Consider the following 11,691-nt stretch of genomic DNA (forward strand, 5'->3'; position numbering starts at 1 on the left):
GATGTTACTACCCGCGCCGCACCGCCCCCGCACACTCCCGGTGCTCAGCCGGGGAGAACCGTCAGCCCGTGGGGCCGGGTGTTGACCGGCTCACAGCCGTCGGCGGTCACGATGACGATGTCCTCGATTCGTGCACCCCACTCCCCGCGGAAGTAGATGCCCGGCTCCACGCTGAACGCCATCCCCTCGGCCAGCTCGATCGCGTTACCCGACACGATGTACGGCTCCTCGTGCACCGACAACCCGATTCCGTGCCCGGTCCGGTGCACGAACACCTCGGCCAGCCCCTGCGCGGCCAGCAGGTCGCGGGCGGCCGCGTCGACCGCCTCGGCGGTGATGCCGGGACGCACCAGGTCGACGGCCGCCGCCTGCGCCTCCTCCAGTACCGCGAACTTGGCGGCCACACCCGGATCGGGCTCACCCATGCTGTACGTGCGGGTGGAGTCGGAGTTGTAGCCGGGCTCGACGGGTCCGCCGATGTCGATGACCACGACGTCACCCGATTCGACGACCCGCTCGGACACCTCGTGGTGCGGGTCGGCGCCGTGCGGCCCCGAGCCGACGATGACGAACGCCGCCTCGGTGTGTCCCTCCGCCAGGATCGCGGCGGTGATGTCCGCCGCCACCTCGGCCTCGGTGCGGCCGACCTTCAGGAACTCCGCCATCCGAGCGTGGACTCGGTCGATGGCCTGACCGGCCCGGCGCAACGCGTCGATCTCCGCGTCGTCCTTGACCATCCGCAGCTCCCGCAGCACCCCGGTGGCCAGGAGCGGCAGCGCGCCGAGCGCCTCCGACAGCGGAATCAGGTGCAGCGCAGGCATCGCATCGGTGACGGCGGTCCGGGCAGGCGACGGCAGCAGTCCCGACACCAACGAGTACGGGTCGACCCCGTCGACCCAGTCGCGGATCGTCAACCCGAGTTCGGACGCCGCCGACTCGGTGAGCGACGCCAGTTCGAGCCGCGGCACGACCACGGACGCGGTGTCGCCGTTCGCGGGAATCACCAGGCAGGTGAGCCGTTCGAACGACTCCGCGCGCGAACCCAGCAGATACCGCAGGTCGGGTCCGGGGGTGATGAGGAGGCCGTCGAGTCCGGCGTCGCGGGCCAGTGCGCCTGCGCGAGCGATCCGGTCGGCATAGATGGTGGTCGGGAAGCGAGAAGTCGATGCGCCGAGGGAACTCATGGCTTCAGGCTAAACCGGTTTGGCAGGATGAGGGTCATGACAGGGCCTCTGCTTCTCCTCGACGGTGCCAGCCTGTGGTTTCGCGCGTACTACGCGCTACCCGACTCGATCACCTCACCCGACGGTCGATCCGTCAACGCGGTGCGCGGGTTCACCGACATGGTGGCCGCACTGATCACCAAGCACCAGCCGTCCCGGCTCGCGGTGTGCCTCGACCTCGACTGGCGGCCCGCGTTCCGCGTCGAGGCCGTGCCCACCTACAAGGCGCACCGGGTCGCCGAGGACACCGGCGGGGCGGAGGAAGAGGTGCCCGACACCCTGTCGCCGCAGGTGCCGATGATCCTGGATGTCCTGGCCGCCACCGGAATCGCGACCGCCGGTGCGGAAGGCCTCGAGGCCGACGACGTTCTCGGCACCCTGGCCGCCACCGAGACCCGCGACACCACCATCGTCGTCACCGGCGACCGCGACCTCCTGCAGGTCGTCACGGACGACCCGGTGCCGGTGCGGGTGCTGTACGTGGTGCGCGGCCTCGCCAAGGCCGAACTGCTCGGGCCGGAAGAGGTCGCAGCCAAGTACGGGGTGCCCGCCGACCGGGCCGGTGAGGCCTACGCCGAACTCGCCCTGCTGCGCGGCGACTCGTCCGACGGGCTGCCGGGTGTGAAGGGAATCGGCGAGAAGACCGCGTCGAGCCTGATCATGCAATACGGATCGCTCACCGCCCTGCGGGCCGCCGCAGTCGATCCCGAATCCGACATGGCGAAGGGTGCGCGCGCGAAATTCGCCGCCGCAGCCGACTATCTCGACGCGGCACTGCCGGTGGTGCGGGTGGTGCGGAACGCGGATGTCGAACTGTCCCGCGAAGACACGCTGCCCGCCGAACCGGTCGATGCGGACCGGCTCGGCAGGCTGGCGGAGGAACTCGGAATCGAGAATTCCGTCGGCCGCCTCACGGCGGCGATGAAAAAGGTGGCCGCCGCACGGGTTCCGTGACGGCCGGGTGGGCCGAGGGCGTGTCTAACTGGGGCGGCTCACCTCGTACGTGCCCTTGTCGTCGGTGAAGGTGAGAGTGACCTGCTTCTTCTCACCGTCCACGGTGAGACTGCACGTGAAGCTGTTGCCCTTCTTCACTTCCTGATCCGCGGGGCACGTGACACCGGACACGTTCTCGGCGCCGTACGAATCGGTGACGATGCGCTCGACACCGTCCTCGGCCGCCTTCTGGTCGAGTGTGTCCGTGCCGAACACCGTGAACGCGAGCACCAGGGCGATACCCACGATCACCAGCAGAGCCACCACACCGCCGATGATCAACGGCAGCTTCGACTTCCCCGACGACGGCGGCTGCCCCCACTGCTGCTGGCCGGGGGTCGGGCCCCACTGCTGCGGCTGACCCGGTTGCTGACCCCACTGCGGCTGCTGCCCGGGCTGCTGACCCCACTGTCCCGGACCCGGCTGTCCGAGCTGACCGGGTTGCGGCTGCTGACCCCACTGCGGCTGCCCGGGCTGCTGCGGGTGCTGACCCCACTGCGGCTGCCCGGGCTGCTGAGGCTGACCCGGTGCCGGCTGTCCCCACGGCTGGGCGGGCGGCTGCTGACCGTACTGCGGCGCCCCGTACTGGCCGCCGGTCTGGTCAGGGTTACCCTGGCCCGGTTGCTGTCCCTGGGCCCATTGCCCGTTCGGGTCGTTCGGTCCGTAAGGGCCGCTCATCGTCGCCTCCCGCTCACGTGTCAAGTTTTGTACCTACCGTAACGCCCCACCATCGGATTCGGGCCCTCGGACGGCGTGCGAATCCAACCACACGGCGTCGGGTCACGCAGCATCCACGGCGACGACACCGCGGCGGATCGCCGCGACCGCACGACCTGCGGCCTTGCCGACCTCCGGATCGGGGGACGTCGACCGGACCTGTTCGAGCAGGTCGATCACCTGCCTGCACCACCGCACGAAGTCGCCGGCAGACAGCGCACGCCCCTGATCTCCTGCCGCGATCAGCGCCTCGACGAGCGAATTGTCGCTCGCCCAGTGGAAGATCGCGGCAGCGAAGCCGAGGTCCGGCTCACGGGTGGGCGGCAGTTTGTGCCGGATCTCGTCCGCCCGTAGCTCCCGCCACACCCGCACCGTCTCGTCGAGGGCGTGCCGCAATGCTCCCGGACCGCCACCTTCGACGGTGTCCCCTTCACGGCGCGATTCGAAGATCACGGCGGACACGACGGCGGCGAGCTCCGCGGGCCCGAGGCCCTTCCACACACCCTGCCGGAGGCACTCGGCCACCAAGAGGTCGCTCTCGCAATAGATTCGACTCAACCGCGTGCCGTGTTCGGTGGCGTCGGGGTGTTCGCCCGCCGAGATGTAGTCGCGCTCGGCGAGCAGCGACAGGATGCGATCGAACGTGCGCGCCAACGAGTTCGTCGTGGCAGCCACCTTCTGCCGCATCGTCTCGGTCTCGCGGGCCAGCCGGTTGTAGCGTTCACCGATCCGGCTGAGCTGCTCGCGGTCGGGCCAACTGTGGCACGGGTGCTGCCGGATGGCGCGCCGCAGCCGCGCGATCTCGGCGTCGTCGGCGCCGGCACCCGACTTCTTTCGCTTCCGGCGACCCGGCGCAACGATTCCGGTGCTGCGCAATGCCGATGCCAGATCGCGTCGCACGCGGGCGGTGTGGTGATCGAAGCGCCGCGGCAACCGCATCGATCCCAAAGACCGTGCAGGCTCGGGGAAGTCGCCGGCCGACACCCGGCCCGCCCACTTCGCCTCGGTGAGGATCAGTGGTTTCGGATCCGTCGGGTCCCGGTCCGGTTCCAGCACCACGGCCAGACCGGAGTGCCGTCCGACGGGGATCGCGATCACGTCGCCGCGCCGCAGTGCGACGAGCGAGGCGACGGCGGCGTCCCGTCGTTCGGTTCGGCCTGCCCGTTCGAGTGTCCGTTCCCGGCTGCTCAGTTCCTCCCGCAGGTGCGCGTATTCGAAGTACTCGCCGTCCTCGCCGCCCAGCCGTTCGCGGAGCGTGGTGAGCGCGGCCTCGTTACGTTCGATGCCGCGCGTCAGGCCGACCACGGACCGGTCGGCCTGGAATTGGGCGAACGACCGCTCGAGCAGGGCCCGTGATTCCGCCGCGCCCATGCGATCGACCAGGTTGATGGTCATGTTGTAGCCGGGACGGAACGAGCTGCGGAGCGGGAACGTGCGTGTGGAGGCCAGCCCGGCGACGTCCACGGGTTCCACCCCGGGCTGCCACAGGACTACCGCGTGACCCTCGATGTCGATGCCGCGACGTCCGGCCCGGCCGGTGAGCTGCGTGTACTCCCCCGGGGTGAGTTCGGCGTGGGCCTCGCCGTTGTATTTGACGAGGCGTTCGAGGACGACCGTGCGGGCGGGCATGTTGATGCCGAGCGCCAGCGTCTCGGTGGCGAACACGGCCCGGATCAGTCCCTTGACGAACAACTCCTCGACCGTCTGCCGGAACGCCGGCAGCATCCCCGCGTGGTGCGCGGCGAGGCCCCGCTCGAGCGCCTTGCGCCATTCCCAGTACCCGAGGACCTCCAGATCGGCCTTCGGCAACTCGGCGGTGTGCGCGTCGATGATGGTCCGGATCTCGGCGACCTGCTCCGGCGTCGTCAGATCGAGGCGGGACCGCAGGCACTGGGCCAGCGCGGCGTCGCACCCGGCGCGGCTGAAGATGAACGTGATCGCCGGGAGGAGTCCCTCGTCGTCGAGGCGCGAGATCACTTCCGGTCGGGGCAGCGGCCGGAAGTCGTTGGAGAACCCGCGGCCGCCACCGCGGCGTCCCCTGCCCCGCGACTCCCACGAGTCGGCCCGCTCGAGGGCCTGCCGTTGTTTGACGTGACGGACCAGATCCTGGTCGACCACCAGATCCTCGAGCGCGTCCCCGCTGCGCGCCCTCGTGTCGAACAGGTCGAACAGCCGCTTCCCGACCATGATGTGCTGCCACAGCGGGATCGGGCGGTTCTCGTCGACCACCACGGTGGTGTCGCCGCGCACCGTTTCCATCCACGCGCCGAACTCCTCGGCGTTGCTGACGGTCGCAGACAGGCTGACGAGGCGGACGTCCTCGGAAAGGTGCAGGATCACCTCTTCCCACACGGCCCCGCGGAACCGGTCCGCCAGGAAGTGCACCTCGTCCATGACGACGTGGGACAATCCGCGCAGCGCCGGGGAGTCGGCGTACAGCATGTTCCGCAGCACCTCGGTGGTCATGACGACCACCGGGGCGTCCGAGTTGATGCTCGAATCGCCGGTCAGCAGCCCGACCGTGTCCTTGCCGTACCGCCGCACCAGTTCCGCGTACTTCTGGTTGCTCAGCGCCTTGATCGGTGTGGTGTAGAAGCACTTACGCCCGGCGCCGAGCGCCAGGTGCACGGCGAATTCGCCGACCACGGTCTTTCCCGCGCCGGTCGGGGCGCAGACGAGGACGCCGTGGCCGCCCTCGAGCGCGCGGCAGGCGTTGATCTGGAAGGGGTCGAGCACGAAGCCGAGCTGCGCCGAGAACACATCGAGTTCGGTGCCGCCGGTCGTGTCACCTGTTGTCACTGCCACCCCGTCAGATTGTCACAGGGTGTCGGAGAAGTCCTGACCCGGTGTGTTGCTGCCGGTCGTGCTCGCGTCGTCGTTCTTGTTCGCAGCGCCGGACTTGCCCGACTTGCGGGACCGCCGGAACCGGCCCGCCGGCTCGGGGACCGGTGTGGCGGCGACGTCGAACGCCTCGTTCAGGTCCGTCGGCGCGGCGATCGTCGACGCCTCGTCGTCGTCGAGAGCACCCCATTCCTGTTCCGTGCGACGGGCCTTGCGGCGGTCGTTGAGGCGGGCGATCTGCACGGCGACCTCGAACAGCAGGGTCAGCGCGAACGCGAGCGCGAGCATCGAGAACGGGTCCTGCCCGGGGGTGGCGATCGCGGCGAACACGAACAGAGCGAAGATCAGGCCGCGGCGCCACGCCTTGAGCTTCGCGTAGGGCAGGATGCCGACGAAGTTCAGCGCGACGATGAGCAGCGGGATCTCGAAGCTGACACCGAAGATGATCAGCAGGTTGATGATGAACCCGAAGTATTCCGCGCCGCCGAGTGCGGTGATCTGGACGTTGTCACCGATCGTCAGCAGGAAGTGCAGGGCCTTCGCGACCACCACGTAGGCGAGGACGGCGCCCGCGATGAACAGCACCGCGCCGGACACCACGAAGCCGATCGCGTAGCGACGTTCCTTCGCGTACAGGCCGGGAGTGATGAACGCCCACAGTTGGTACAGCCAGATCGGACAGGCGAGGACGATGCCCGCCGTCAACGCAACTTTGAACCGGAGCATGAACTGCTCGAACGGTCCGGTCGCGAGGAGGCGGCACGACCCGTCGCTGGTCAGGTCGGCGCGACTCGACGCCGGCAGCGAGCAGTACGGTCCCTGCAGGAGCTCACCGAGGCTCTCGATCCCGAGAATCTGGTGGGAGTACCAGTAGAAGCCCACTGCGGTGGTGACCAGGATGGCCAGCACCGACAGGAGCAGTCGCGTCCGCAGCTCGTAGAGGTGATCGACCAACGACATCGTGCCGTCGGGATTGGTCCTCCGCTTGCTGGTGCGCGGATCGAACGGAATTCGCACTGTTGTTCGCCCTAGTCTTGGTCAGCAGGCAACCGGGGTGAAGATTCACCCCGGTTGTCAGGCGGCTCGGGCTAAGCCGACTTCGGCTCGGTGTGCTGCGGCTGCACCGGCGCCGGCGGGGTGACCGGTGCGGCCGTGGTGTCTGCCACGGGCAGCTCGGCGGGCGCGCTCTGCTGCGCGGTGGGCGCCGGCGTGCTGTTGTCGTTCTGCATCTCCTTGACCTCGCTCTTGAAGATGCGGAGCGAACGGCCGAGTCCACGAGCCGCATCGGGCAGCTTCTTGGAACCGAACAGGATGATGACGACCAGCGCGACGATGGCCCAGTGCCAGGGGCTCATGGCTCCCATGATGAAACCTCCAAAAGATCAGGTGACCCCGATGCTACCGGACATACACGGCACCAGCCCGGTCGAAACTTGCTAGTTGCGCTGCCGTTTGCCTGTCGGTTTCCTGGGTGCCCGCTGTGAGCGCAGATCGGCGAGCAGGGCGTCCCCGGACCAATGCCGGTTCCCGCCCGCCTCGGCCGCGCGGATCAGTTCGACCAGCCGCGCGTTCACAGGGGCGTCCGCACCCGACGCCGCGGCCAGCCGCACGACCTCCCCGCTGATCCAGTCCACCTCGGTGCGCCTGCCCGCTTCGAGGTCGTCCCACATCGAGGATCGCGCGTGCGGGTCGATGGCCAGCATCCGGCTGCCCGCCACCCGGAACACCCCGTCCGGGACGGTCAGCAACCGGGGAATCCACTGCGGCGGCAGCGGCGTGAGCTTGGCGACAGCGATGCCGCGGGCGGTCAGCAGGGCGAGCGCTTCCCGCTGGGCCAGGGCGACCGCGCGCCGGAACGACCGCTGCGACAACTCCTCGCGGAGCGGCAGACCGGACAGGGCGTTGACCGCGTTGTTCAGGTTGAGCAGCAGCTTCGCCCACTGCACCGAGCGGAAGTCCTCACGTGCGTGCAGCGGCAGCCCGGCGTCGTCGAACACCGCCGCGAATGCGCGCACCGCCGGATGCTGCTCGATCTCGAGGTCACCCTCGGAGCCCTGGTGGAAATGCCCGTCGCCGCGGTGCACCACGTTGAACGGCACCATCGCCGCGAGAACGACGTGCTCCGGCAGTGCCGCGCGCAGGGTGTCCGCATTGCCCAGCCCGTTCTGCGCACTGACCACCACCGTGTCGAAACCGATCGCCGACGCCAGTGCGGCACCTGCCTCCGGTGTCCCCGCCGACTTCACCGAGACCACGACGAGATCGGCCGTGGCCGCCGACTCGGGGCCGGTGGCGAAGGCGATGTCGGAGGCACCGACCCGGATATCCGCTCCGTGCAGGTCCGTCAGCCGCAACCCGTGGTCGCGGATCTCCGCCCCGACGCGCTCCCGGCCGATCAGGGTCACCTCGGCGCCGGCCGCCGCGAGCCGGCCCCCGACATAGCAGCCGATGCTGCCCGCGCCGAAGACGCTGATCCGCAGCGGACGCCCGTCGCCGCTCATGCCTCGACGGCGTCGTAGGCGGACAATGCCTCCACGGCCCGGCGGCGCACCTCGTCGACCAGTTCCGCCGGTTCGAGCACCGTGATTCCGGCACCGAACCCGAGCACGAGCCGGGCCATCCACTCGAGCGCCCCGTAACTCATGCTCGCCTCCACCGAGCCGTCGGCGGCGACCGTCCGGACGTCCATCGGGTAGTAGTCGAGCACCCAGACGCAGTCGGCGCCGATGTGCAACCGGGCCTGGGGAAGGGACGCGTCGCCGCTGAACAATTCCAGGTTGGAATCCCGCACGAGAGCCTGCGCCGGCGGTGTGGACGGCTCGTCCAGCTCGGTGGCGGCGTCGATCCGGTCGAGCCGGAACAGCCGGACCCCCTCGGCCTGCCGGCACCACGCCTGCAGGTAACTCTGATTGTCGACCAGCACGACCCGCACCGGATCCACGGTGCGCTCGGTGACGCGGTCCCGGGAGGCCGAGTAGTACGTCAGGTGGAGGGCACGCCGATGATGAAGCGCGGACCGCACCGTGGCGGCGATGGGATCCTCCGCCACGTCCTCCACCGCCTCCCGCTCCGACGCCGGCGTCACCGCCGCGCGGGCCGCCGCGGTGCCCGCGGCGTCCTCGATCTTCGCGATCGCGCTGTGCGCCGCGGACGGATCGACCATGCCCGGCATCTCCACCAGCGAACGCAGGGCAATCAGAAGCGCGGTCGCCTCGGTGGACGTCAACCGCAGCGGGCGGTCGATGCCCGCCGAGAACGTCACCTCGATGCTCTCCTCGGAGAACGAGAGGTCGATGAGGTCGCCGGGACCGTAGCCGGGCAGCCCGCACACCCACAACTGGTTGAGGTCGGACATCAGCTGTGTGGTGGTGACGCCCAGTTCGGCGGCGGCCTCGGCCGCACTCATCCCGGGGTTCGCGATGAAGTACGGCACCAGGTTGAGGAGCCGGGACAGTCTCGACGACAGCCTGTTGCTCACGACGTCCCCCCTTCCCGTGCGGCGTCCTTCAGCTTGGTCAGCACATCGTGACGTAGTTCGGGCGGATCGAGGACCAGGGCGTCCGCCCCGTGGCCCGCGACCAGCCGCGCGATCCAGTCCCGGGAGCGGACCGGGATCCCGAGCACGGTGCCGCTGCGCTCGTTCACCCGCTTCTCCTCCGCAGTGGTCGCCAGTCGGCGCAATTCCTGGGCACGGCCCTCGGCCACCCACACAGTCGCGGTGCCGGTGACCTCACCCGAACCGGTGACCCGGTCGACGATCTCCCGGAGGTCGACGCCCGCCGGTTTGTGGACGACCCCCGACGGTCCGAACTCCGTCACGTCGTCGCCGATCCGCGACAGCCGGAACGTCCGGACAGCCCCCCGGTCGACGTCGTGACCGACGAGGTACCACCGGCCGTGCGCGGTGACGACACCCCAGGGTTCGACGGTGCGCTGGGTGTACGGCTCGTTCAGGGCGCCGCGGTGCGGGAAATGCACGGCACGGCCCGCATCGACCGCGGCCAGCAGCTTGCCGAGCGCCGGTTCGGAGCCTCGGGTGCGGGCGGGCACCGCGGTGATCGGGGTGGCGGCCGAATCCGGATCCACCTGCACACCCGCCGCACGCAGCTTGAGCAGTGCCCCCTGAGCCGCGGACGTCAACTCCGGGGACTCCCACAGCTGGACCGCCACCGCGACCGCCGCGGACTCCTCCTGGCTGAGGTCGATGTCGGGGAGCTCGTACGCGTTGCGGTTGATGCGGTAGCCCTCGACCGTCGAGAAGCGCGACGCCTGCCCGGTCTCGAGCGGAACACCGAGATCCCGGAGCTCGTTCTTGTCGCGTTCGAACATGCGGCTGAACGCCTCGTCGCTCGCGGAGTCGGCGTACCCGGCAACGCTCTCGCGAATCTTCTCGGCGGTAAGGAACTGTCTGGTGGACAACAAACAGATCACCAGGTTCATCAACCGCTCGATCTTGGAAGTCGGCACGCCCGGAAGCCTAGTGGGTGAGCCCGTTACGGACTCTCACAGCGCCGCTACATCGAGGCAATCAGCCGCTCCACCCGCTCGTCGACCGACCGGAACGGGTCCTTGCACAGCACGGTCCGCTGGGCCTGGTCGTTGAGCTTGAGGTGCACCCAGTCGACCGTGAAGTCGCGTCCGGCCTCCTGCGCCGCCGTGATGAACTCGCCGCGCAGCTTCGCCCGGGTGGTCTGCGGCGGAGTGTCCACCGCCGCCTCGATCGTCTCGTCCTCGGTGATCCGCTTCACCAGACCCTTGCGCTGCAGCACGTCGAACACGCCGCGACCGCGTTTGATGTCGTGGTACGCCAAATCCAGCTGCGCGATCTTCGGGTCGGCCAGCTCGAAGCCGTGCCGGTCCTGATAGCGCTGGAACAGCTTGCGCTTGATCACCCAGTCGATCTCCATGTCGACCTTCGCGAAGTCCTGTGTCTCGACGGCGTCGAGCATGCGACCCCACAGGTCGACGACCTGAGTGACCTGCGGATCAGGATCCCGGTTCTGCAGGTGTTCCACCGCGCGCGCGTGGTATTCCCGCTGAATGTCGAGGGCGCTGGCCTGCCGGCCGCCGGCGAGCCGCACCGGGCGGCGTCCGGTGACGTCGTGGCTGACCTCGCGGATGGCGCGGATCGGGTTGTCGAGTGCGAAGTCGCGGAACGACACCCCGGCCTCGATCATCTCGAGCACGAGCGCCGCCGTGCCCACCTTCAGCATGGTGGTCGACTCGGACATGTTCGAGTCGCCGACGATCACGTGCAGGCGGCGGTACTTCTCAGCGTCGGCGTGCGGCTCGTCACGGGTGTTGATGATGGGCCGCGACCGCGTGGTCGCCGAGGACACGCCCTCCCAGATGTGCTCGGCGCGCTGCGACAGGCAGAACGTGGCCGCCTTCGGCGTCTGCAGGACCTTGCCCGCGCCACAGATCAGCTGCCGCGTCACCAGGAACGGGAGCAGCACGTCCGAGATCCGGGAGAACTCGCCGGCCCGGGCCACGAGGAAGTTCTCGTGACAGCCGTACGAATTGCCCGCCGAGTCCGTGTTGTTCTTGAACAGGTAGATGTCGCCGCCGATGCCTTCCTCGGCGAGCCGCTGTTCGGCGTCGATCAACAGCTCCTCGAGAACGCGCTCCCCCGCCCGGTCGTGGTTGACCAATTGGATGAGGTTGTCGCACTCGGCTGTCGCGTATTCGGGGTGCGAGCCGACGTCCAGATACAGGCGGGCACCGTTCCGGAGAAACACGTTGGAGCTCCGGCCCCACGACACCACCCGCCGGAACAGGTAGCGCGCAACCTCGTCCGGGCTCAGTCGCCTGTGACCATGGAAGGTGCAGGTCACACCGAACTCTGTCTCAATTCCCATGATTCGTCGCTGCACACCTCGACAGTACAACGCCGATCACCCGGCGGAGCGGTAAAACC

General features: G+C 69.0%; 10 protein-coding genes. 1 reads left to right on the forward strand and 9 read right to left on the reverse strand.

Features of this window, described 5'->3' with window-relative positions; translation table 11 throughout:
- Positions 1-44: 44 nt before the first annotated feature.
- The gene (locus AZG88_RS47735) at positions 45-1,184 is read right to left on the reverse strand and encodes a M24 family metallopeptidase (RefSeq protein WP_061046058.1); all 1,140 of its coding nucleotides are present in this window, start codon (positions 1,182-1,184) and stop codon (positions 45-47) included.
- Positions 1,185-1,220: 36 nt separating this feature from the next.
- Here AZG88_RS47735 and AZG88_RS47740 point away from each other — a divergent pair, with 36 nt between their 5' ends.
- Positions 1,221-2,177, forward strand: a complete 957-nt coding sequence (locus AZG88_RS47740; RefSeq protein ID WP_061046059.1) for a 5'-3' exonuclease — start codon at positions 1,221-1,223, stop codon at positions 2,175-2,177.
- Between the two features lie 24 nt (positions 2,178-2,201).
- On the opposite strand, the gene AZG88_RS51335 is transcribed toward AZG88_RS47740, so the two are convergent.
- From AZG88_RS51335 to pafA, 8 genes are all read right to left on the reverse strand, one after another.
- Entirely contained in the window at positions 2,202-2,894 is a 693-nt protein-coding gene (locus tag AZG88_RS51335; RefSeq protein ID WP_005242966.1) for a DUF4333 domain-containing protein, read from the reverse strand.
- 102 nt (positions 2,895-2,996) lie between these two features.
- Positions 2,997-5,732: a DEAD/DEAH box helicase gene (locus tag AZG88_RS47750; RefSeq protein ID WP_061701493.1), complete on the reverse strand. Its 2,736-nt coding sequence runs from the start codon at positions 5,730-5,732 to the stop codon at positions 2,997-2,999.
- 18 nt (positions 5,733-5,750) lie between these two features.
- Positions 5,751-6,791 (reverse strand): twin-arginine translocase subunit TatC, encoded by a 1,041-nt coding sequence (gene tatC, locus AZG88_RS47755; RefSeq protein WP_025432816.1) that lies wholly within the window; start codon positions 6,789-6,791, stop codon positions 5,751-5,753.
- Positions 6,792-6,862: 71 nt separating this feature from the next.
- A complete protein-coding gene (tatA, locus tag AZG88_RS47760) occupies positions 6,863-7,138 on the reverse strand; it encodes a Sec-independent protein translocase subunit TatA (protein WP_005242971.1) in 276 nt (91 codons plus the stop codon).
- Positions 7,139-7,210: 72 nt separating this feature from the next.
- A complete protein-coding gene (locus AZG88_RS47765) occupies positions 7,211-8,275 on the reverse strand; it encodes a 2-dehydropantoate 2-reductase (protein ID WP_005242972.1) in 1,065 nt (354 codons plus the stop codon).
- A complete protein-coding gene (locus AZG88_RS47770) occupies positions 8,272-9,252 on the reverse strand; it encodes a helix-turn-helix transcriptional regulator (RefSeq protein ID WP_005242974.1) in 981 nt (326 codons plus the stop codon). The genes AZG88_RS47765 and AZG88_RS47770 overlap by 4 nt, the downstream gene beginning before the upstream one ends.
- Positions 9,249-10,241 (reverse strand): helix-turn-helix transcriptional regulator, encoded by a 993-nt coding sequence (locus AZG88_RS47775; RefSeq protein ID WP_005242976.1) that lies wholly within the window; start codon positions 10,239-10,241, stop codon positions 9,249-9,251. The genes AZG88_RS47770 and AZG88_RS47775 overlap by 4 nt, the downstream gene beginning before the upstream one ends.
- Before the next feature lie 47 nt (positions 10,242-10,288).
- Positions 10,289-11,647 (reverse strand): Pup--protein ligase, encoded by a 1,359-nt coding sequence (gene pafA / locus AZG88_RS47780; protein ID WP_005256282.1) that lies wholly within the window; start codon positions 11,645-11,647, stop codon positions 10,289-10,291.
- Positions 11,648-11,691 lie beyond the last annotated feature (44 nt).

Origin of the sequence: Rhodococcus sp. LB1 (assembly GCF_001583455.1) — a bacterium.
In the GTDB taxonomy this organism is placed as follows: domain Bacteria; phylum Actinomycetota; class Actinomycetes; order Mycobacteriales; family Mycobacteriaceae; genus Rhodococcus_F; species Rhodococcus_F opacus.